21 protein-coding genes are annotated in these 21688 nt (G+C 72.4%); 14 read left to right on the forward strand and 7 right to left on the reverse strand.

From position 1 onward, the window contains the following. Positions 1-61 precede the first annotated feature (61 nt). Positions 62-1219 (forward strand): D-alanine--D-alanine ligase family protein, encoded by a 1158-nt coding sequence (locus tag AC07C1_RS29845; protein ID WP_478943974.1) that lies wholly within the window; start codon positions 62-64, stop codon positions 1217-1219. Positions 1220-1234: 15 nt separating this feature from the next. On the opposite strand, the gene AC07C1_RS29850 is transcribed toward AC07C1_RS29845, so the two are convergent. Together AC07C1_RS29850 and AC07C1_RS29855 are read right to left on the reverse strand one after the other, a co-directional pair. Then, positions 1235-1753, reverse strand: coding sequence for a DUF3515 domain-containing protein (locus AC07C1_RS29850; protein WP_478943976.1), 519 nt, complete (start codon positions 1751-1753; stop codon positions 1235-1237). A gap of 20 nt (positions 1754-1773) precedes the next feature. Further along, on the reverse strand, positions 1774-2007 hold the full coding sequence (locus AC07C1_RS29855) for an Lrp/AsnC family transcriptional regulator (protein WP_003993216.1): 234 nt from the start codon (positions 2005-2007) through the stop codon (positions 1774-1776). A gap of 248 nt (positions 2008-2255) precedes the next feature. Between AC07C1_RS29855 and AC07C1_RS29860 the strand changes: the two genes are divergently transcribed. Together AC07C1_RS29860 and thiD are read left to right on the forward strand one after the other, a co-directional pair. Continuing rightward, positions 2256-3221, forward strand: coding sequence for a thiamine-phosphate kinase (locus AC07C1_RS29860; protein ID WP_478943977.1), 966 nt, complete (start codon positions 2256-2258; stop codon positions 3219-3221). Further along, positions 3218-4009 carry a bifunctional hydroxymethylpyrimidine kinase/phosphomethylpyrimidine kinase gene (thiD, locus tag AC07C1_RS29865; protein ID WP_478943979.1) on the forward strand — a complete coding sequence of 264 codons (792 nt, stop codon included), beginning with the start codon at positions 3218-3220 and terminating at the stop codon, positions 4007-4009. Before AC07C1_RS29860 ends, thiD begins: the two co-directional genes overlap by 4 nt. A 108-nt stretch (positions 4010-4117) precedes the next feature. Here the strand turns inward: thiD and rpmB are convergent, their stop codons facing one another. After that, positions 4118-4303 (reverse strand): 50S ribosomal protein L28, encoded by a 186-nt coding sequence (gene rpmB, locus AC07C1_RS29870; RefSeq protein ID WP_004924906.1) that lies wholly within the window; start codon positions 4301-4303, stop codon positions 4118-4120. Between the two features lie 258 nt (positions 4304-4561). Between rpmB and AC07C1_RS29875 the strand changes: the two genes are divergently transcribed. After that, entirely contained in the window at positions 4562-6349 is a 1788-nt protein-coding gene (locus tag AC07C1_RS29875; protein ID WP_478944136.1) for a DAK2 domain-containing protein, read from the forward strand. A gap of 12 nt (positions 6350-6361) precedes the next feature. On the opposite strand, the gene AC07C1_RS29880 is transcribed toward AC07C1_RS29875, so the two are convergent. Together AC07C1_RS29880 and AC07C1_RS29885 are read right to left on the reverse strand one after the other, a co-directional pair. Continuing rightward, positions 6362-9298, reverse strand: coding sequence for a tetratricopeptide repeat protein (locus AC07C1_RS29880; RefSeq protein WP_478943981.1), 2937 nt, complete (start codon positions 9296-9298; stop codon positions 6362-6364). Then, positions 9298-11133 carry an HSP90 family protein gene (locus tag AC07C1_RS29885; RefSeq protein ID WP_478944138.1) on the reverse strand — a complete coding sequence of 612 codons (1836 nt, stop codon included), beginning with the start codon at positions 11131-11133 and terminating at the stop codon, positions 9298-9300. The genes AC07C1_RS29880 and AC07C1_RS29885 overlap by 1 nt, the downstream gene beginning before the upstream one ends. A 220-nt stretch (positions 11134-11353) precedes the next feature. On the opposite strand from AC07C1_RS29885, the gene recG reads away from it, so the two are divergent. The 8 genes from recG to mutM all read left to right on the forward strand — a co-directional run bounded on the left by recG (position 11354) and on the right by mutM (position 18711). Then, entirely contained in the window at positions 11354-13573 is a 2220-nt protein-coding gene (recG, locus tag AC07C1_RS29890; protein ID WP_478943983.1) for an ATP-dependent DNA helicase RecG, read from the forward strand. A 119-nt stretch (positions 13574-13692) separates the two neighbouring features. Beyond that, positions 13693-14280 carry a 16S rRNA (guanine(966)-N(2))-methyltransferase RsmD gene (gene rsmD / locus AC07C1_RS29895; protein WP_478943985.1) on the forward strand — a complete coding sequence of 196 codons (588 nt, stop codon included), beginning with the start codon at positions 13693-13695 and terminating at the stop codon, positions 14278-14280. A gap of 26 nt (positions 14281-14306) precedes the next feature. Next, the gene (gene coaD / locus AC07C1_RS29900; protein WP_478944139.1) at positions 14307-14786 is read left to right on the forward strand and encodes a pantetheine-phosphate adenylyltransferase; all 480 of its coding nucleotides are present in this window, start codon (positions 14307-14309) and stop codon (positions 14784-14786) included. Between the two features lie 57 nt (positions 14787-14843). Next, on the forward strand, positions 14844-15926 hold the full coding sequence (locus AC07C1_RS29905) for an ATP synthase F0 subunit B (protein WP_478943987.1): 1083 nt from the start codon (positions 14844-14846) through the stop codon (positions 15924-15926). Positions 15927-16068: 142 nt separating this feature from the next. After that, complete coding sequence (locus AC07C1_RS29910) at positions 16069-16713, forward strand: YceD family protein (RefSeq protein WP_478943989.1); 645 nt, start codon at positions 16069-16071, stop codon at positions 16711-16713. Between the two features lie 2 nt (positions 16714-16715). Beyond that, positions 16716-16889, forward strand: a complete 174-nt coding sequence (gene rpmF, locus AC07C1_RS29915; protein ID WP_003951102.1) for a 50S ribosomal protein L32 — start codon at positions 16716-16718, stop codon at positions 16887-16889. An 8-nt stretch (positions 16890-16897) separates the two neighbouring features. Next, positions 16898-17767 (forward strand): ribonuclease III, encoded by an 870-nt coding sequence (rnc, locus tag AC07C1_RS29920; RefSeq protein ID WP_478943991.1) that lies wholly within the window; start codon positions 16898-16900, stop codon positions 17765-17767. Positions 17768-17850: 83 nt separating this feature from the next. Beyond that, a complete protein-coding gene (gene mutM, locus AC07C1_RS29925; RefSeq protein ID WP_478943993.1) occupies positions 17851-18711 on the forward strand; it encodes a bifunctional DNA-formamidopyrimidine glycosylase/DNA-(apurinic or apyrimidinic site) lyase in 861 nt (286 codons plus the stop codon). 96 nt (positions 18712-18807) lie between these two features. Here mutM and AC07C1_RS29930 read toward each other — a convergent pair whose 3' ends face one another. After that, complete coding sequence (locus tag AC07C1_RS29930; protein ID WP_478943995.1) at positions 18808-19200, reverse strand: winged helix-turn-helix transcriptional regulator; 393 nt, start codon at positions 19198-19200, stop codon at positions 18808-18810. 104 nt (positions 19201-19304) lie between these two features. Between AC07C1_RS29930 and AC07C1_RS29935 the strand changes: the two genes are divergently transcribed. Further along, complete coding sequence (locus tag AC07C1_RS29935; protein ID WP_478943996.1) at positions 19305-19889, forward strand: flavodoxin family protein; 585 nt, start codon at positions 19305-19307, stop codon at positions 19887-19889. 13 nt (positions 19890-19902) lie between these two features. Here the strand turns inward: AC07C1_RS29935 and AC07C1_RS29940 are convergent, their stop codons facing one another. After that, a complete protein-coding gene (locus AC07C1_RS29940; RefSeq protein WP_478944141.1) occupies positions 19903-21033 on the reverse strand; it encodes a CAP domain-containing protein in 1131 nt (376 codons plus the stop codon). A 181-nt stretch (positions 21034-21214) separates the two neighbouring features. On the opposite strand from AC07C1_RS29940, the gene AC07C1_RS29945 reads away from it, so the two are divergent. Then, positions 21215-21496, forward strand: coding sequence for an acylphosphatase (locus AC07C1_RS29945; protein ID WP_478943998.1), 282 nt, complete (start codon positions 21215-21217; stop codon positions 21494-21496). The last annotated feature ends 192 nt before the right edge of the window (positions 21497-21688 follow it).

The following is a 21688-nucleotide window of genomic DNA, read 5'->3' on the forward strand; positions in this document are numbered from 1 at the left end:
TTCTTCCGGCGGCCCGTCGACGCTGTATCCGGGCTCTACCAACGGGTACTCTCAACGCGATATGAGCACCGAGAACCTCCCCCAGAGCCCTGAGCAGCCGTCGCGCAAGCCGCGCGTGGCCGTCGTGTTCGGCGGACGCAGTTCCGAACACGGGATCTCCGCGGTCACCGCCGGCGCCGTCCTGAGCGCCATCGACCGGACGAAGTACGACGTCCTGCCGATCGGCATCACCCGCGAAGGCCGCTGGGTGCTGACGGCCGACGAGCCGGAGCGGATGGCCATCGCCGACCGGCGCACCCCCGAGGTCGCGGACCTGGCGGAGTCGGTCGAGGGCGGCGTGGTGCTTCCTGTCGACCCCGGAAGCCGCGAGGTCGTCTACAGCGAGCCCGGCTCCGTGCCCAAGGCGCTCGGCGAGGTCGACGTGGTCTTCCCGGTGCTCCACGGCCCCTACGGCGAGGACGGCACCCTGCAGGGACTGCTGGAGCTGTCCGGAGTGCCGTACGTGGGCGCGGGTGTGCTCGCCTCGGCCGTCGGCCAGGACAAGGAGTACATGAAGCGGGTGTTCACCTCCTTCGGGCTCAAGGTCGGCCCGTACGTGGTGATCCGGCCCCGCGAGTGGGCCCAGGACGAGTCCGCCGCCCGCAAGAAGATCGTCGACTTCGCCGGCGAGCACGGCTGGCCGCTGTTCGTGAAGCCCGCGCGCGCGGGCTCGTCCATCGGCATCACCAAGGTCGACGATCTCTCCGGCCTGGACGAGGCGATCGCCGAGGCGCAGTCGCACGACCCCAAGATCCTGGTCGAGGCGGCCGTGCGGGGCCGCGAGATCGAGTGCGGCGTCCTGGAGTTCGAGGACGGGCCGCGCGCCTCCGTCCCGGCCGAGATCCCGCCGCCGGACGCGCACGCCTACTACGACTTCGAGGCCAAGTACATCGACTCCACGCCCGGCATCGTCCCGGCACCGCTCAGCGAGGAGCAGACCGCCGAGGTGCGGCGGCTCGCGATCGAGGCGTTCGAGGCGGCCTCCTGCGAGGGCCTGGTCCGCGCGGACTTCTTCCTCGCCGAGGACGGCGAGTTCGTCATCAACGAGATCAACACCATGCCCGGTTTCACGCCGATCTCGATGTACCCGCAGATGTGGCAGGCCACCGGGGTCGGCTACCCGGAGCTGATCGACCGGCTGGTGCAGGCGGCGCTGCGCCGCTCCACGGGGCTGCGCTGACCGAGCGGCACGGCGTCACCGCATGGAGGCGATCCCCTTGGGGATCGCCTTCCTGACCGCGGTCGCGAGGTCCGTGAGCACCGCGGTGCCCTCCTCCTGCGCGGACATCCCCTCGGGCAGGCTCAGCTGCACATAGGCCACGCGGTTGGCCGTGGTGAACCGCCAGGTCCCGTCGCCCTGCTTCTCCATCAGCCAGTCGACGCCGTTCACCCCGCCCGCGATCGCGTCCGGGTCACCCCCCTCGGCCACCTTGGGATCGATCATCTTCGGCGGCCGTACGACACCGCAGCGCAGTATGATCGCCGGGTTTCCCCAGCCCGCCGTGTAGGCGGACCGGGGCTCGGGGTCGTTGCGGCTCCGTCCGTCGAGCTGCCGCGGCAGCACCCGGTCGAGATCCCGGCACACCTTCGCCGTCTTCGCGTCGGGACCGGGAACCGCCACCGTGGCGCTGTCGTCGCTCGAGGTGCAGCCCGCGACCACGACCAGCAGCGCGGGCGCGAGCAGGCCGAGGCAACGGTGACGGAAGATGTTCACCGGCCAAGGGTAGACGGGGGCTACAGATGCACGACCGGACAGGTCAGGGTGCGGGTGATGCCGTCCACTTGCTGGACCTTGGCGACCACCATGCGGCCGAGGTCGTCGACCGTGTCGGCCTGGGCGCGCACGATGACGTCGTACGGTCCCGTCACGTCCTCGGCCTGGAGCACTCCAGGGATCTTGCTGATCGTCTCGGCGACGGTCGACGCCTTGCCGACCTCCGTCTGGATCAGGATGTACGCCTGTACCACGGAACCTCCAGGGCGGCCACGAGGATCATGTGGGGAAAAGGAACGCCACGGTATCGCGTCGCCGCTCCCCGCGGGGAGACCTGCGGGGACCGGGCTTGCGCGCCAGGGTGCAGGCACGACGGAAGTTGACGGTCGCCTCGGCCGCGACGAGGTTCATCCCGACCGCGGCGACAGTCATCTCGACGGTATCGGGGACACTGATGACGCGCGACCGGGCACGGCACGGCAGAGAAGGGGAGCCAAGGGAAATGAAGGGCACTGTTGGTGAGCTCGGGGAGTTCGGGCTCATCAGGGAGCTCACCTCCCGTCTCACCACCACTCCGGCGGTCCGGGTCGGCCCCGGTGACGACGCCGCGGTGGTCGCCGCGCCCGACCGCCGGGTGGTGGCGAGCACCGACATCCTGCTGGAGGGGCGGCACTTCCGCCGGGACTGGTCCACGGCGTACGACGTCGGGCGCAAGGCCGCGGCGCAGAACCTCGCGGACATCGCCGCCATGGGCGCCGTACCCACCGCGCTGCTGCTCGGCCTGGTCGTCCCGGCCGAACTCCCGGTCACCTGGCCGAGCGAGCTGATGGACGGCCTGCGGGACGAGTGCCAGGTGGCGGGCGCCTCCGTGGTCGGCGGGGACGTCGTGCGCGGCGACACGATCATGGTGTCGATCACCGCGCTCGGCGATCTGCGCAACCAGGAGCCGGTGACCCGCGCCGGTGCCCAGCCCGGCGACCTGGTGGCCGTCACGGGCTGGCTCGGCTGGTCCGCGGCCGGCTACGCGGTGCTCGCCCGGGGATTCCGTTCGCCGCGCGCCTTCGTGGAGGCCCACCGGCGCCCGGAACCGCCGTACCACGCGGGTCCGGCCGCCGCCGCGCTCGGCGCCACCGCCATGTGCGACGTGAGCGACGGGCTGATCGCCGACCTCGGGCACATCGCCGAGGCCAGCAAGGTCCGCATCGACATCCGCTCCGGGGCCATCGACATCCCGACGCAGATGAACGACATCGGGCAGGCCGTCGGCGTGGACCCGCTGCAGTGGGTGCTGACCGGGGGAGAGGACCACGCGATCGTGGCGACCTTCCCGCCGGACGTCAAACTGCCGGCCCGCTGGAAGGTCATCGGCGAGGTCCTCAACCCGTCCGCGCTGCCCCAGGTGACGGTCGACGGGGCGCCCTGGACCAGCAAGGGCGGCTGGGACCACTTCGGGGACATCGAGTCATGATCCCCAGGGTTCTCACGGTGGCGGGCTCGGACTCCGGCGGGGGGGCGGGCATCCAGGCCGACCTGAAGACGCTGCTGGCGCTCGGCGTGCACGGGATGAGCGTGATCACGGCGGTGACCGCGCAGAACTCCGTGGGCGTGCAGGGCGCCTGGGGGCTGCCGGTGGAGGCGGTCCGGGCGCAGTACCGCAGCGTCGTGGACGACATCGGCGTACAGGCCGTGAAGACCGGCATGCTGGCCTCGGCCGAACTGGTCGAGGCGGTCGCCGAGTTGATCTCCGGCACGGACGCGCCCGCCGTGGTCGACCCGGTGGGCGTCTCCAAGCACGGCGACCCGCTGCTGGCCGCCTCCGCACTGGACTCGGTGCGCACCAAGCTGCTGCCGGCGGCGACCGTGGCGACCCCGAACCTCGACGAGGTGCTGCAGCTCACCGGGGTACGGGTCGAGTCGGAGGGCGATCTGCGTCGGGCCGCGGCGGCCGTGCTGGAGTACGGGCCGCGCTGGGTGCTGATCAAGGGCGGCCATCTGTCCGGGGATGCCGTGGACCTGCTCACGGACGGCTCGGCGGAGCACTGGCTGCGGGCCCCACGCCACGACAACCGGCACACGCACGGCACGGGCTGCACACTCGCCTCCGCGATCGCGTCGGGGCTGGCGAAGGGGCTGCCGGTGCCGGAGGCGGTCACCCGGGCCAAGGAGTACGTGACCGGGGCGATCGCGGCCGGGTTCGCGCTGGGGGCGGGGATCGGGCCGGTGGATCACGGCTGGCGGTTCAGGTCGCCCGAGTGATCTTGCGGGTACGGCTGATCTTGCGGGTACGGCAAAAAGCCGGCCCACCCGAGGGTGGACCGGCTCCGTGCAGCGAACCAGGCAGTGGCCGCGCGCTCAGCTGTAGCGTCAGCGCGAGACCTTGCCGGCCTTGATGCACGAGGTGCAAGCGTTCACGCGCTTCGGCGTCCCGCCGACCACGGTACGCACACGCTGGATGTTCGGGTTCCAGCGGCGAGGCGTACGGCGGTGAGAGTGCGAGATGTTGTTGCCGAAGCCCGGCCCCTTGCCGCAGACGTCGCAGTTGGCAGCCACGGGTCACTCCAAAGACTTCAGATGCACTTACGGTTGATCCCGGCATGCCGGGATCGAGATCTTAAGACCTGAGATCTGAGTGGCGGTGCCAGGGGGAATGGCCCGATCGGATCGGGCAACCGGAGCAGCATACAACGACTGCGTCCGTACAACGAAACTACCATGGCAGATCAGGGCCCCGCTCCCGGCCCGCTTCCGGTGCACACCGGCTCGGGGTCTACGCTGCGTCCCACGTCCAGCCAGCTCAGGGAGGCGCAGGTGGCGCAGGTGCCGCAGACATTCCTCGATGCTCTCGCGGTGCGCACCTGGTGCGGTCTGGCGCTCGCGGCACTGGGGCGGGCCCGCGAGGAGATCGACGCGATCAACGTCTATCCGGTGGCGGACGGCGACACCGGAACCAACCTCTATCTGACCCTGGAGTCGGCGGCGACGGCCGTGGAGGCCGTGTTCGCCGGGTACGGGACGGGCTCCGAGGAGCCGTCCCTCGCGGACGCGGTGCGCGCCATGGCGCACGGGGCGCTCATCGGGGCCCGGGGCAACTCCGGGACGATCCTCGCGCAGTTGCTGCGGGGCATGGCGCAGGTGCTCGCCGACGACTCCGGCCGGGACAGGCCGCACATCGACGGTACGGGGCTGCGGCTGGCCCTGCGGCGGGCCGCCGACTCCGCCCGGCAGGCCGTGGCCCACCCCGTCGAGGGCACCGTGCTGACGGTCGCCGCCGCCGCCGCGGACGCGGCCGAGCGGGCCGAGGGCGACTGCGGGGCCGTCGCGCGGGCGGCCTACGAGGGCGCGCGGACGGCCCTGGCGGCGACTCCCGGCCAGCTGGCCGTGCTGCGGCGGGCCGGGGTGGTCGACGCGGGCGGACGCGGGCTGGTGGCGGTGCTGGGGGCGCTGGTGGAGGCGTTCACCGGGGAGGCGGCACGAGAGCCGCTGCGGGCTGCGGAAGCTGTTTCCGACGCGCACGCGCGCGTAGTGAGCCAGTCCCGGATCGCCGAGGCCGGCCCGCACGCGCGTGCGGCCGCCGTTTCCGGTGACGACGCGCACGCGTGCGTGGCAGGTGACAAGACCAACGCGTGCGGGGCCGCCCCGGACGCCGGTCTGTGCGCCGACGGCGCCGACGCGGGCGGACCCGCCTTCGAGGTGATCTACCTCCTGGAGGCCGACGACGCGGCCGTGGCCCGGTTGCGCGCGCGGCTGGACGTCCTCGGGGACTCCCTGGTGGTGGTCGGCGGCGACGGGCTGTGGAACGTCCATGTGCACGTGGACGACGCGGGCGCCGCCGTGGAGGCGGGCGTGGAGGCCGGGCGGCCGTACCGGATCCGGATCACTCACTTCGGGCTCGGCGACGTCCACACCGGTGGCGAGCGCCCGCCGCGCGAGCGCGCCCAGCGGGCCGTCGTCGCCGTCGTCCCGGGCGAGGGCCTGGCCGGGCTGTACACGGAGGCCGGCGCGACCACCGTCCTCGCGCGCCCCGGGGAGCCGCCCGCCAGCGGCGAGCTGGTGCAGGCCGTACGGCGCGCCCACGCGCGCGAGGTCGTACTGCTGCCCAACGACGCCGAGCTGCGCCACACGGCGGCCGCGGCGGCCGAGCAGGCCCGTACCGAGGGCATCCGGGTGGCCCTGATCCCGACCCGCTCGGCGGTCCAGGGCATCGCCGCGCTGGCGGTGCACGAGCCGGAGCGCCGGTTCGACGAGGACGTCGTCCAGATGACCTCGGCGGCCGGCGCCACCCGGTACGCCGAGGTCGTCCTCGCCGAACGCCAGGCCTGGACGACGGCCGGCATCTGCCAGGCCGGGGACGTCCTGGGCCTGATCGACGGCGACGTGGCGGTGATCGGCCCGGACGTCACCGCCATCGCCGAGACCGTCCTGGGCCGCATGCTCCAGGCCGGCGGCGAGCTGGTCACCCTGGTCGTCGGCGACGAGGCACCGCAGACCGTCGCCGAGCACCTGGAGGCCCGGGTACGGGAGTCCTACCTCGCGGTGGACACGGTGGTGTACCGGGGCGGCCGGCAGGGGGCACTGCTGCTCATCGGCGTGGAGTGAACGCGGCCGCGCTCACTCCTCGGCCTGTGCCGCCTGGAGCATCTGCGTGGCCTCCGCCCGCCGGGCCTGGACCGTCCCGTCCGCGTCCCCGTCGCCGGCGCCTTCGTACGCCGCGAGCACGGCACGCGCGCGTGCCGCCGCCCGGGCCGGCCGGCCGAGGTCGGCCTCCAGCCAGCCCGCGGCGAGCCCGGCGCCGGTACGGTCGTGCAGCCCGTCGGCGCCGAGCGTGCCGAACAGCGTGGCCGCCCGGTCCATCTGGGTCAGGGCCGCCTCGAACGCGGCCCGGATCACGTCGTCCCCGGCCTCCTCGGCCTCCTGGGCCGCCGTGCGGGCCAGCAGGTCACCGAACTGGCGGTGGGTGGTGCCCAGCTCCGCCGTGAGCTGCTCCCGGGCCACCGGGTCCGCCGCGGCCTCCAGCGCGTCCTCGCACTCGCGTACCGCGTCCGTCATCAGCTCCCGCGCGCCCTCCGCACCGGCCTCCCCGCGCAGCGCCAGCCAGCCACGGGCGCGCAGCGAGCGGACCAGGAAGTGCGGGTTGCCGAGCGTGCGCCACAGCTCGCCCGCGCGCGTGTAGGCCCGGTCCGCCTCGTCCGTCAGCCCGGCGCTGCTCAGGGACTCGGCGGCGAGGTGCGCGAGCGTGGCGTGGTCCTGCTGCTCGGGCCAGTGCCGGGCGATGTCGGCGGCCCGCAGCCGGTGTTCGGCGGCCGCCCGGTGCTCGCCCAGTTCGCCCAGGCAGTCCCCGAGCCACCAGCGGGCCTGGACGACCGCCCCGTCGCCGTGCGTCTCGGCGCTCAGGTCGGCCAGCGCCGACTCCAGCACCTCGGCGGCCTCCGCGTACCGGCCCTGGCGCAGCAGCAAGCCGCCCAGCTGCTGCCGCGCCCAGGCGCCCAGCGTGCCGCTCTCGCCGGCCTCGTCGGCCCAGTGCGCGGCCTCCAGCGCGTGCTGGACCGCCTCCCCGGCCTCGCCCCGGCCGCCGATCACCTCGGCGAGCTGCAGGTGCAGCTGCGCCCGCCCGACCGGCTCCACGTACGGCCCGCCGTGCTCCAGCGCCGCGCGCAGCACCCGTTCGGACTCGGCCAGGTCACCGGCCTGGTGGGCGAGGGCGGCGACCTGCACCTCGTACTCGACCGTGAACCACGGGAGCCCCGCGGCCACGTACTCGGCGGCGGCCCGCCGGAACAGCTCCGCGGCCCGCCCGGCGTCCCCGGCGTGCGCGGCCAGCTCGGCGAGCATCGCCCGCGCCTCGGCGGCCCGCGCCGCCAGCCGCACATCGTCCCCGGCCCGCCCGTCGACCAGGGCCAGCACTTCGCGCACCGCGCTCTCGGCCTCGGCGAGCGCCGCCCGGGCGGCCGGGCCCGCGGTGTCCTCGTGCACCCGCCGCATCAGGATCCGGGCCCGGCTCATCACCACCGACGCCGTCTGCCGTACTCCGGTGGCCTCGTCGGCATACAGCGCGAGCACCTCGTCGTACAGCCCCGCGATCGTGGCCTGGGCCGCGTCCACCTCGCCGCCCAGCGCGCGGACGTACGCCCCCCGCGCGCGTGCCGCCAGCGCCTCGCCCGGGTCGCCCGCCTCCGCGTACAGCGCGGCCGCCCGCTCGAACAGCTCGGCGCCCTCGGGGCCCCGGCCCATCGCCTCGTGGTCGGTGATCTCCGCACGGTCGCGCGGCTCCAGCTCGACGCCTTGCGCGGCCTCCGCGACCGCCGCCCACGCCTGGAGCGCGTGCGGCCGCAGGGTGTCCGACATCCGCCGGGCCTCGGCGAGCAGCGTGGCCAGATCCGGTTCGTCGGAGCCCTCGGGCGCCGGTGCGGCGGCCACCGCCACCGGCGCCGGGCGCACCGTCCGCACGCCCAGCGGGAGGCGTTCCACCAGCGGGCGCTGAGACATACGCGCGCGGACCCGGTCACCGACGTACGAGGTGCCGTTGCGGCGGTCGAACCGCCCGGCCAGTTCCGTGGCCTCCGCGCGCGCGTGCGCGGCGAGTTCCCGCGCCGTCCACGTCCGCCCGGCAGGCCCCGCCACCCGCTGCTCGCCGAGCCCCAGCCCGGTCAGCCGGTCCATCAGCAGCGCCACGACGGCCATGAAGTCGAGCCGGCTGCGCGGATGCCCGGCGTCCGTGAAGTACGCCGGCCGCTCGGCGAGCAGCTCCAGTCCGCGGGCCTCGTTGCCGGTCAGCGCGCAGAACTCCACGTGGTCCGCGTAGGCGCCGCGCATGCTCTCCATGGGGCGTACCAGCCGGAAGCCGCGCAGATGGTTGGCGCGGGCCTCCTCCACCCGGCCGAGGCGCAGCAGCGGGAGAAGCGAGGAGGCGAGGACGGTGTGCGGCTCGTGCGCGCAGCTGTACTCGTCCGCCAGCACCGGCCCCCACAGCTCCAGAGCCTGGGCGTCCCGGCCGCGCCGGGCCTGCCACGTGCCCTGCCCGTGCAGCTCGCAGGCGTGGCAGTCGGCCATCCGGTCCCGGTCGGCGGCCAGCCACGCGGCGTACGCCCGCTCGGCCCGCTCCAGGTCGCCGATGTGCGCGGCCACGCTGAACTCGGCGCTGCGCACCGCCCGTTCGGAGTGTCCGGCGAGCCGGTAGCGGTGCTCCATCTCGCCGAGCCACTTCTCGATCGAGGCGAGCGGGATGTGCGGCTGGTCCAGCATGCCCGCCGACATCCACTTGAAGACCCAGTGCAGCGAGTGCGTCTCGTACTCGTCGAAGTCCTGCGGCTGTTCGTCCCACATGCGCAGCAGTCGCGCGAACGGGACGAACATCTTGTCCTTCTCGGAGCTGTAGTTGTAGACCTTCAGCTGGTGCCCGAGCGCCTCGACCACGGCGAGCGGGATGTTCAGCCGCTCCGCCTCGGCGAGCAGCTGTTCCGCGCGCGCGTTGCGGGCCGGGCCCTCCGGCTGCCCGGAGTTCTCCGCCATCGCCCGGCGCAGTGCGTCGAAGTCCGTGATCTCAGGCATCAGCGACCGTTCTCCCCATGCGTGGCCCACTCCAGGAGGCCGATGAACGCCCGGTTCAGCAGTGCCGAGTCGGCCGGCCTGAGCGGGCGCTGCGCCATGAGCAGCGCCTGCCCGTACAGCGACTCGGTGGCCGTGCCGATCAGCTCCGGGTCCCTCAGTGAACTGATCCTGCGGACCAGCGGGTTGAGATGGTTGAGCACCAGACGCGCGCGGGGGGCGCTGCCGCGCAGCGAGCCGAGGATGCCCGCCCACAGATCGTCGGCCCGCTTCTCGGCCTCGGCCCGCGCGTGCTCGTGCCGTGCCGCCCGGTCGTCCAGATGCAGCGCGGGCACGGACAGCGGGTGGAAGGCGCGCAGCACGACGTCACAGCCCAGCGGGTCGAGCTTCGCCCGCGCGGCCGCCAGGAAGCCCGACAGCGCCAGCTCCTCGGCCGGGTCCACCGCGTCCAGGTGCGCGGTCACGGTGTCCGCGTCCAGCTCGGCGACCACCGTCCCCGGCCGCACCCGCGGCAGCGCCTCGATCAGCTCGCTGTCGTAGGTGTAACCGCCGTTGACGACCCCGACCCCCTGCGCGGAGGCGATCGGCGCGACCTGCCGGTACTCCTCGACGGTCCGCGTGAAGTGCACCACCGGGTGCCGCTGCGCGAACTCCTCCAGGGCCAGCTGTCCGTCGGTCGTCTCGAACGGCAGCCACGGCAGCATGGTGCGCAGCATGTCGCCGTCGTGCCGGGCTAGGGACTTCACACCGAGGTGGTGCACGGCGAGGAAGGCCGCGAGCCGCTCCGGATCACCGGCGGCGAGCCCGGTCAGCCAGGACCGGATCCGTTCGCCGAGCGCGTCCCGGACGGCGGCGAGGGTCTCGTCCTCGTACAGCGACTCGCGCGAGGCGGTCGGCCGCAGGCTGTCGGTGTCCAGCACGCAGCGCACGAAGAACGCCCAGTCCGGCAGCAGCTGTTCGGCCCGCTCGGTCAGCAGCATGCCCTTCAGGTGCACGCGATGGGTCGCCCGCTGGGCCGGGCTGACCGCCGACGGCAGCACGTACGCCACCCCGCGGATCCCGGCCACCGGCACGTCCAGGTCGATCGAGTCCAGCGGGGTGAACGCGAACAGCTCGTGACAGTGCCGGGCCAGCGCCACCCGTCTCGTGGCGGGACTCGGGTACGGGCGGTCCCAGGGCGCCGGCAGATCGGTGATCCGCTCCTCGCCCACCCGGACGTCGTACGGCAGCAGTGCGCCGAAGTCCCGGGCGAGGGCGCGGACCCGCTCGGGCGAGAGCCACTCGGCCGCTCCGGGCCGCGCGGTCAGGTACACGGTCGTGCCCGGCTCGGGCCGCTCGGCGCCGGGCAGCGTGCGCACGGTGTACGACCCGTCGTCCCGGGCCGTCCACTCGACCGGCGGGGCGTCGGGCGTACGGGCGCTGCGGCTGACCACCCGGATCCGCTCGGCGACCACGAAACAGGCCAGCAGCCCGATGCCGAACTGGCCGAGGAAGCCGGACCGGGCCTCCTGCAGCCCCTCGGCCCGCTTGGAGCTGCGGCCGATGGTCGCCAGCAGGTCGTGCACGTCCGACTCGGTGAGCCCGACGCCGCTGTCCTCCACCCGCAGGCCGCCGTCCGCCGCGTGCAGCCGCACCAGTGCCGGGGAGCCGGGGTCCGCGGCCCGCCGGGCGGTGATGGCGTCCACGGCGTTCTGCAGCAGTTCGCGCAGATAGACCTTGGGGCTGGAGTAGAGGTGATGGGAGAGCAGGTCCACCAGACCGCGCAGGTCGACCTGAAACATATGAGGTGGGTGAGGTGACTGGGATGCCTGGGATGACCGGGATGTCTGGGAGTCCATCGTCATGCGCCGGCGGGGGGAGTACGTGCGGCGCGGGGTCGGGCGGTCCCGGAGGGTGCGGTGACCGCGAAGGATGGCCGGAGCGCGCCATCCTAGAGCCGGAACAGACCACTGACCAGGGGTTTCCCGGATCTCTCGGGCAACGCCGGACGCATCACGGGGCAGCGTCCGGCGAATCCGCAGCACAGCGTGTACGGCATTGTCAGTGCCGTGGTGTGCAATGGATCTCGTGCCCGCACTGGAAGAACCACTGAAGCAATGCCTGAAGTCAGTGCTCGGCCCCGCCACCGCGAAGGTGATGGCCGAGCACCTCGGCCTGCACACCGTCGGCGACCTCCTGCACCACTACCCGCGCAGATACGAGGAGCGCGGCCAGCTCACCCACCTCGCCGACCTCCCCATGGACGAGCACGTCACGGTGGTCGCCCAGGTCGCCGACGCCCGCCTGCACAGCTTCGCCTCGGCCAAGGCCCCCCGGGGCAAGGGCCAGCGTCTCGAGGTCACGATCACCGACGGCAGCGGCCGGCTCACGCTGGTCTTCTTCGGCAACGGCGTGCACAAGCCCCACAAGGAACTGCTGCCCGGCACCCGCGCGATGTTCGCCGGCCGGGTCTCCGTCTTCAACCGCCGCCTCCAACTCGCCCACCCCGCCTACGAGCTGCTGCGCGGCGACAGCGAGGAGACGGTCGAGACCTGGGCCGGCGCCCTCATCCCGATCTACCCCGCCACCGCCAAACTGGAGTCCTGGAAGATCGGCAAGGCGGTCCAGACGGTGCTGCCCAGCGCCCAGGAGGCCCTCGACCCCCTCCCGGACTCCCTCCGCGAGGGCCGTGGCCTGCTCCCGCTCCCCGAGGCACTCCTAAGGATCCACCGCCCGCACACCAAGGCGGACATCGCCGGCGCCCGCGCCCGCCTCAAGTGGGACGAGGCCTTCGTCCTCCAGGTGGCCCTGGCCCGCCGCCGGCACGCCGACACCCAGCTCCCCGCCGTACCCCGCGCCCCCAAGCCGGACGGCGTCCTCACGGCCTTCGACGACCGCCTGCCCTTCACCCTCACCGAGGGCCAGCAGAAGGTCTCCAAGGAGATCTTCGACGACCTGGCCACCGACCACCCGATGCACCGCCTGCTCCAGGGCGAGGTCGGCTCCGGCAAGACGCTCGTCGCCCTGCGCGCGATGCTCGCCGTGGTCGACGCGGGCGGCCAGGCCGCGCTGCTCGCGCCCACGGAGGTCCTCGCCCAGCAGCACCACCGCTCGATCACCGAGATGATGGGCGAGCTGGCCGAGGGAGGGATGCTGGGCGGTGCCGAGCATGCCACCAAGGTGGTCCTGCTCACCGGCTCGACGGCCGCCGCCGGCCGCCGCCAGGCCCTCCTGGACCTGGTCACCGGCGAGGCCGGCATCGTCATCGGCACGCACGCCCTGATCGAGGACAAGGTCCAGTTCCACGACCTGGGCCTGGTCGTGGTCGACGAGCAGCACCGCTTCGGCGTCGAGCAGCGCGACGCCCTGCGCGGCAAGGGCAAACAGCCCCCGCACCTCCTCGTCATGACGGCCACCCCCATCCCGCGCACGGTCGCGATGACCGTCTTCGGCGACCTGGAGACCTCGGTCCTCGACCAGCTCCCGGCCGGCCGCTCCCCGATCGCCAGCCACGTCGTCCCGGCCGCCGACAAGCCCCACTTCCTGGCCCGCGCCTGGGAACGGGTCCGCGAGGAGGTGGCGGGCGGCCACCAGGCGTACGTCGTCTGCCCCCGCATCGGAGACGAGGAGGACGATCCCAAGAAGGCCGGCAAGAAGAAGTCCGCCGAGGACGAGGCCGAGAAGCGGCCCCCGCTCGCGGTTCTCGACGTGGCCGACCAGTTGGGCAAGGGCCCGCTCCAGGGGCTCAGGGTCGAGGTCCTGCACGGCCGTATGCACCCTGACGACAAGGACGCCGTCATGCGCCGCTTCGCGGCCGGCGAGACCGACGTCCTGGTCGCCACCACCGTGATCGAGGTCGGCGTCAACGTCCCCAACGCCACCGCGATGGTGATCATGGATGCCGACCGCTTCGGCGTCTCCCAGCTCCACCAGCTGCGTGGCCGGGTCGGCCGCGGCTCGGCCCCCGGTCTGTGCCTCCTGGTCACCGAGATGCCCGAGGCCGCCGCGGCCCGCCAACGCCTCAACGCGGTCGCCTCCACCCTCGACGGCTTCGAACTCTCCCGCATCGACCTCGAGCAACGCCGCGAGGGAGACGTCCTCGGCCAGGCCCAGTCCGGTGCCCGTTCCAGCCTCCGGGTCCTCGCGGTCATCGAGGACGAGGAGGTCATCGCGGAGGCGAGAGAGGAGGCGGCGGCGGTCGTGGCGGCGGATCCGGAGCTGCGGCACCTTCCCGGCCTGCGGACGGCGCTGGACGCCCTGGTGGACGAGGAGAGGGAGCAGTACCTGGAAAAGGGCTGAAGCGGAAGTGCCCACGGCGCGAGCCGTACCGGCGTGCGGCTCGGCCACGCGGGCGCGAGCGAGCACGACGGACCTGCTGCCAAACTGAATCCGTAATCACCCCCGAACAAGGACCGAAGATGACCCGCGTGATCGCCGGCGTGGCCGGCGGACGTCGCCTCGCCGTCCCGCCAGGCACCGGCACCCGCCCCACCTCCGACCGCGCCCGCGAAGGTCTCTTCTCCACCTGGCAGTCCCTCCTCGGCGGCCCCCTCCGAGGCGAGCGGGTCCTCGACCTCTACGCGGGCTCCGGAGCCGTCGGCCTCGAAGCCCTCTCCCGGGGCGCGGGGCACACCCTCCTGGTCGAGGCGGACGCCCGCGCGGCGAGGATCGTCCGGGACAACGTGAAGAACCTGGGCCTGCCGGGCGCCGAGGTGAGAGCGGGCAAAGCGGAGCAAGTCATCAGGACCGCACCCCCCGCCGAGCCGTACGACCTGGTCTTCCTGGACCCGCCGTACGCCGTCACCGACGACGATCTCCGGGAGATTCTGCTCACACTCCGCACGGAGGGGTGGCTCGCGGAAGAAGCCCTCGTCACCGTGGAGCGCAGCACCAGAGGCGGCGAATTCCACTGGCCGGACGGCTTCGAGGCGATCCGGTCGCGTCGCTACGGCGAGGGAACGTTTTGGTACGGTCGCGCCGCCTCTACGTGCGAAGACGCACGATGACCGGACCGGAGAGCGAGGGATCTCAAGTGCGCCGCGCCGTCTGTCCCGGGTCGTTCGACCCGATCACCAACGGACACCTCGACATCATTGCCCGCGCCTCCCGTCTGTACGACGAGGTCTATGTCGCGGTGATGATCAACAAGTCCAAGAAGGGCCTCTTCGGGATCGAGGAGCGGATCGAGCTGATCCGCCAGGTCACCGCCGAGTACGCCAACGTCCGCGTGGAGGCCTTCCACGGCCTCCTCGTCGACTACTGCAAGCAGCGCGACATCCCCGCCATCGTCAAGGGCCTGCGCGCCGTCAGCGACTTCGACTACGAACTCCAGATGGCCCAGATGAACATCGGCCTCACCGGCGTCGAAACGCTCTTCGTGCCCACCAACCCCACCTACAGCTTCCTGTCCTCCTCCTTGGTCAAGGAGGTCGCGGCCTGGGGCGGAGACGTCTCCCACCTGGTGCCGCCCCTGGTGCTGGAGGCCCTGAACAAGCGTCTGCGCCAGGACTGATGGGGCTACAGTCGTCCCGTCCGTCTCCAACCCGGCTGTAGAGAGTGGCGAGCACAGGTGGACGTGCAGAAGAAGCTCGACGAGATCGTCTCCGCGGTCGCCGGCGCCCGGGGCATGCCCATGTCGGCGTCCTGCGTGATCAACCGCGCCGAGCTGCTCGAGCTGCTGGAAGAGGTGCGCCAGGCCCTGCCCGGCTCCCTCGCGCAGGCGCAGGAACTGATCGGCGGCCGTGAGCAGATGGTCGAGCAGGCCCGCCTGGAGGCCGAGCGGATCATCGAGAACGCGCACGCCGAGCGCGGCTCGCTGATCTCCGACACCGAGATCGCCCGCCGCGCCCAGGCCGAGGCCGACCGGATCCTCGCCGAGGCCCGTCAGGAGGCCGAGGAGATCCGCGCCGAGGCCGACGACTACGTCGACTCCAAGCTCGCCAACTTCGAGGTCGTCCTCAACAAGACCCTCGGTTCGGTCGGCCGCGGCCGCGAGAAGCTCCTGGGCACCGGCCCCGGCCTGGACGAGAACGGTTACGAGGACGAGGACGCCCCCGAGCGCAGCCAGGACCCGGAGACCCTGCGCCACAACGCCGACGCGTATGTCGACGCCAAGCTCGGCGCCTTCGAGGCGGTCCTGGCAAAGACCCTGGAGGCCGTCGGCCGGGGCCGGCAGAAGCTGCACGGCCGGATCGCCACCGACGACCTCGGCGCCCTCGCCGACGACACCACGACCTACCAGCACTCCAGCGACGCCGACTACCTCGCCGACCTCGCGGCCCTCACCGACACCCCGGCCGAGCGCCCGGCACCGCCGCGGCAGCCGGAGCCGTCGTACGAGCCGCAGCCGGCCTATGGCTACGAGCAGCAGCCGGACCCGTACGCGGGGGGCTTCCCGCAGCAGTCCGACTACGGCCGGCAGCAGGACCCGTACGGTTACCAGCAGGCCGACCCGTACGCCTACCAGGGCTACGACGCCCAGCAGGCCGCCTACGACGTTCAGCAGGCCCAGCAGGCCCGACAGGCGCAGCAGCCCCAGCAGTCGCAGCAGTCGCAGCAGCAGGGCTACGCGCTCGACGAGACCAGCCTCTTCGACACCGGCATGATCAGCGCGGAGCAGCTGAGGGCGTACGAACAGGGCCGGGGCATGTAGCCGCGTACCGAAGTCGCACCGGATTGGGCCCTGAGTGAAAGGTCCAGTATCCTGGCTCTTCGGTCGCGCGTATGTCCGCGATCACCGCTGCCCGCGACACCGGCGGGCGGCGTCCCCTCGAGTTCGAAGATCGAAAGCAGGAATGGCCTCCAACGCCCGCCTCGACCACCGCAACCCCCTCGTGTTCGACACGCACGAGCTGGGTCGGCGTCCAGGCGCGCTGCAGCGCCTGACCCGCACGATCGACGCCCCTCGGGACCTCGGTATCGCGGGAGTCATCGGAGTGCCGGAAGGCGCCCCGGTGGAGCTCGAACTCCGGCTCGAGTCGGTCATGGAAGGGGTGCTCGTCACAGGCACCGCCCGTGCACTGGCCGAGGGGGAGTGCGTAAGGTGTCTGGAGCCGGTCGAGCTGGAGCTCGAAGCGGACTTCCAGGAACTGTTTTCGTACCCTGACGCCGACGACCGGGGCCGCGTGACCGCGGAACCGGGCGACGACGCCGAGGACGACGAGGACAGGTTCTTCCTCGAGGACGGAATGTTCGACCTCGAACCCATGCTGCGCGATGCGGTGGTGCTCGCACTGCCGATGCAGCCGGTGTGCCAGGAAGGCTGCCCGGGTCTGTGCTCCGAGTGCGGAGCGCGGCTCGCGGACGACCCGGACCACCACCACGACGCCGTCGACATCCGTTGGGCGGCTTTGCAGGGACTCGCCGGTTCACTCGAAGACGGCGAGAAGGACGAGATGAGCGGCGCCGAAGCGGGCGTCGACGAGAAGCAGGAGAAGTAGCCGTGGCTGTTCCGAAGCGGAAGATGTCGCGCAGCAACACGCGCCACCGCCGGTCGCAGTGGAAGGCTGCGGTCCCCACCCTGGTTGCGTGCGAGCGCTGCCACGAGCCCAAGCAGCAGCACATCGCGTGCCCGTCTTGCGGCACCTACAACAAGCGCCAGGTCCTCGAAGTCTGAGCGGGCTGGTGAGAGGCACTGTGTCCAGTCCCAAGAAGGCGGAAGACGCCACGGCGGAGGCATCCGCCACGAAGAAAGTGGACAACCAGGCCTCGTCCCACACGCTTCTGGAAGGGCGGCTCGGCTACCAGCTCGAGTCCGCCCTTCTGGTGCGTGCGCTGACCCACCGTTCCTACGCGTACGAGAACGGCGGTCTGCCGACGAACGAGCGGCTGGAGTTCCTCGGTGACTCCGTCCTCGGCCTCGTCGTCACGGACACGCTGTACCGCACCCACCCCGACCTGCCCGAAGGCCAGCTGGCCAAGTTGCGGGCCGCGGTGGTCAACTCGCGTGCGCTGGCGGAAGTGGGCCGCGGCCTCGACCTGGGCGCCTTCATCCGGCTGGGCCGGGGTGAAGAGGGCACGGGCGGCCGGGACAAGGCGTCCATCCTCGCCGACACCCTCGAAGCGGTGATCGGTGCGGTCTATCTCGACCAGGGCCTCGACGCGGCGTCCGAGCTGGTGCACCGGCTCTTCGACCCGCTGATCGAGAAGTCCTCCAACCTCGGAGCCGGCCTGGACTGGAAGACCAGTCTCCAGGAGCTGACCGCGATCGAGGGGCTCGGCGTGCCCGAGTACCTGGTCACGGAGACCGGCCCCGACCACGAGAAGATCTTCACTGCTGCCGCCCGCGTCGGAGGCGTCTCGTACGGCACCGGCACCGGCCGCAGCAAGAAGGAGGCGGAGCAGCAGGCCGCCGAGTCCGCCTGGCGGTCCATCCGGGCCGCGGCGGACGAGCGCGCCAAGGCGGCCAAGGAGGCCGCCGCTGTGGACGGCGCGGCCAGGGAGGCCGCCGCCGCCAAGGCCGCGGACGGCGACCCGTCGTCCGCCACCGCCTGACGAAAGCAGCACCGAGCGCCCGCCCCACCGTTCACGACGGGGCGGGCGCTCCGCTCATCCACCGGTTTCGTACGGGGGTCCCGATGCCCGAGTTGCCCGAGGTCGAGGTCGTCCGGCGCGGCCTGGAGCGGTGGGTCGCCCATCGCACCGTCGCCGAGGTCGAGGTGCTGCACCCTCGCGCCGTACGCCGGCACATCGCGGGCGCCGACGACTTCGCCCACCGGCTCAAGGGCCACCACATCGGCACCCCGAGCCGACGCGGCAAGTACCTGTGGCTGCCGCTGGAGGAGACGAACCAGTCCGTCCTCGCCCACCTCGGGATGAGCGGCCAGCTGCTGGTGCAGCCGCACGAGGCGCCGGACGAGAAGCACCTGCGCATCCGCGTCCGGTTCGCCGACTCCCTCGGCACCGAACTGCGCTTCGTCGACCAGCGCACCTTCGGCGGCCTGTCGCTGCACGACAACACCCCCGAGGGCCTGCCGGACGTGATCGCGCACATCGCCCGCGACCCCCTCGACGAGCTGTTCGACGACGAGGCCTTCCATGCGGCCCTGCGCCGTAAGCGGACCACCATCAAACGGGCCCTGCTGGACCAGTCGCTGATCAGCGGGGTCGGCAACATCTACGCGGACGAGGCCCTGTGGCGCGCCCGCCTCCACTACGAACGCCCGACGGCGAGCCTCACCCGCCCGGTCACGGCGCAACTCCTCGGCCATGTACGGGACGTGATGAACGCGGCCCTCGCCGTCGGCGGCACCAGCTTCGACAGCCTGTACGTCAACGTCAACGGCGAGTCGGGCTACTTCGACCGCTCCCTGGACGCCTACGGCAGAGAGGGGCTGCCCTGCAAGCGGTGCGGCACCCCGATGCGCCGCCGGCCGTGGATGAACCGGTCCAGTTACTTCTGCCCGAAGTGTCAGCGCCCACCCCGTACGGCAGCGTGACCGGCCGGCCCGGGTCGGGAGAAGCCTCCGCATGATCCCCTTTCCGGGGCTTCTGATCCCCTTTCCGGGGCTTCGGCGCCGGGTGACCTCGCGCGGCTACGCCGGCTGTCGGCCGTCGTACGCCTCGCGGGACGCCAGGACGTCGTCCATCGCGTCCTCCACGCAGTGGATGAGCGCCAGCAGGCGTTCGGCGACCTGGCGGCCGAGCGGGGTCAGTTCGTAGTCCACGCGGGGCGGGTTGGTCGGCTGGGCCTCCCGGTGCACCAGTCCGTCGCGCTCCAGCGCGTGCAGGGTCTGGGACAGCATCTTCTCGCTCACCCCGTCGACGCGGCGGCGCAGCTCGTTGAAGCGCAGCGACCCCTCGTACAGCGCGCCGAGCGTCAGCCCGCCCCAGCGGCCCGTGACGTGCTCCAGCGTGCCGCGCGAGGGGCAGGCCTTGGCGAAGACGTTGTAGGCGAGGTCGTCGTGGTCCTGGGCGGTGACGGTCATACCGCAAGGGTACGCGGAGGCAGCGCTACCCGCCAGGTTGCACTAACCACAAGTTAGTGCTTTCCTTTGGTCACTGCTTTGAGCTGCCCTTTCCAAGGAGTGTCATGACCAACCCCGTCGTCTCCATCGCCTACCACTCCGGCTACGGCCACACCGCCGTCCTCGCCGAGGCCGTCCGTGCCGGCGCCGCCGACGCGGGTGCCGAGGTGCACCTGATCAAGGTCGACGAGATCACCGACGAGCAGTGGGAGACGCTGGACCGCTCCGACGCGATCGTCTTCGGCTCGCCCACCTACATGGGCACGGCCTCCGGTGCCTTCCACGTCTTCGCCGAGGCGACCTCGAAGCGCTGGTTCGGCCAGGACTGGAGGGACAAGCTGGCGGCCGGCTTCACCAACTCGGCCTCGAAGAGCGGCGACAAGCTGCACACCCTGCAGTACTTCCAGACGCTCGCCGCCCAGCACGGCATGCACTGGGTCAACCTCGGCCTGCTCCCCGCCTGGAACAGCAGCACCGCCTCCGAGAACGACCTCAACCGCCTCGGCTTCTTCGCCGGCGCCGCCGCCCAGAGCAACAACGACCAGGGTCCCGAGGGCGTCCACAAGGCCGACATCGCCACCGCCGAACACCTGGGCCGCCGGGTGACCGAGACGGCACGCCTGTTCGCCCGCGGACGCGCCGCCGCGTAGGTACCGGTAAGGGTCAGTAACCGAAGTCCTGGGTCCACCAAGGGCCGCCCGGACCGAGGTGCACGCCGACGCCGAGGGTCTTGAAGTCGCAGTTCAGTATGTTGGCGCGGTGGCCCGGGCTGTTCATCCAGGCCTCCATCACGGCCGCCGCGGTGGCCTGGCCGCGGGCTATGTTCTCGCCGCCGAGGCCCGTTATACCGGCCTTCGCGGCCCGGTCCCACGGCGTGGCACCGTCGGGGTCGGTGTGGTCGAAGTAGCCCCGCGCGGCCATGTCGCCGCTGAACGCCTCGGCGAGCTTGGTGAGGGAGGAGTTCGCCGCGAGCGCGCTGCAGCCGACCTTCGCCCGCTCCTCGTTGACGAGCTTGAGCACCTCCGCCTCGACGGCGGCCTCGGTCGACACCGTCCCCGGTGCGGAGGTCGCCGCCGGCGCCTTGGTCGCCTTGCGCGACGGGGTGCTCTTCGGCGTGGACGGCGTCGCCCTGGGCGTCGGCTTTTGGGTGGCCGTCTTCGACGGCGCGGGCGTGGGCGAGGCCGGCCTCGAGGTCGGCTTCGAGGGGGAGACGGAGGTGGAGGGGGAGGCGGAGGGGGAGGCGGACCGGCTCGGGGTCTGCGCGCGCTGGGTGTTCCGGCCGGCGGCGGTGGAGCCGCCGGGGCTGTCGGCGCTGCCCGAGGTGCCGCCCTGCTCGCTGGCCGTGTTGCTGGGCGAGCCCGCGGCCTGCACCTGGTCGCCGCCGGTGGTGTGCGTGGCGCCGCCCAGCTGGTAGTTCTCCAGGCCCGGCACCACGCCCGTGGCCACCGCCGCCGCCGTGCTGAGCGCGACGGCCGCCGACACGCCGAGCAGGCCGGCGCGCCCCGGTCGTCCGGCCTTCTTCCGGCGCCGGTGGCCGGAGGGCGGGCCGCCGCCCGCGGAAGCGCCCGGCGCCGAGCCGTCGTCGTCCGCCGCGAACAGGTAGGCATGCGCCTTGGCGTTGGCCTCGGCGTACGCCTCGGGGTTCAGATACGGCGCGATGCCCCTGGGTGCCTGCCCGCCCGCGGGCGAGTACATCGGGTCGGCGCTCGCCGTGGCGGAGCTGTGCGGGTGGGTGACCCCGGTGGCGCGGCCCGTGGCGGCGCTGCCGGCGGCGGAGCGTCGGTGGCGTCCCATGTCCTTGCCCTCTTCCTCGTGCTCGCGGTCGACCGGTGCCAGCGCGGTGAGTGGCGCTCTTGGGCCACCCCGGCTCACTCGATCGAGTGAGTTTCATATGAGATGCATTGGGTGGGGACGGTACCCCATGCCGTTGGGGGACGACGTGTCCCGAGCGACACCGGCCGGTTAGGTTGCACCCATGAGCGAGGAAGTACGACTGGTCGCCTGGGTCCGTGGACACGTACAGGGCGTGGGTTTTCGCTGGTTCACGCGCGCCAAGGCGCTGGAGATCGGCGGCCTGAGTGGTTTTGCTCTCAATTTGGCCGACGGCCGGGTCCAGGTGGTCGCGGAGGGGCCGCGCGCGGACTGCGAGGGACTGCTCGGCTGGCTCCAGGGCGACGACACACCCGGGCGTGTGGACGGCGTCACCGAGATCTGGGACACACCCCGTGGCGGCTACGACGGCTTCGCCATCCGTTGAGCCGGTTCCGTAAAGAACCGCAGGACCGGGGCGCGGGAGCTGCCGGGGGCACATGCGGAAAGCAGAAACGACCTGGTGGTTGCCAAGAACGGCGTGGCGTGGCAGGCTCCCGCTGGTACAGCTGATCGCCACGCCCTGAGGGCCCCCGGACGAGTCTCAGCGCCGCCGTTCTCCGGCCGCGCGCCCGGGTTT

This window comes from Streptomyces sp. NPDC045022 (assembly GCF_056432605.1).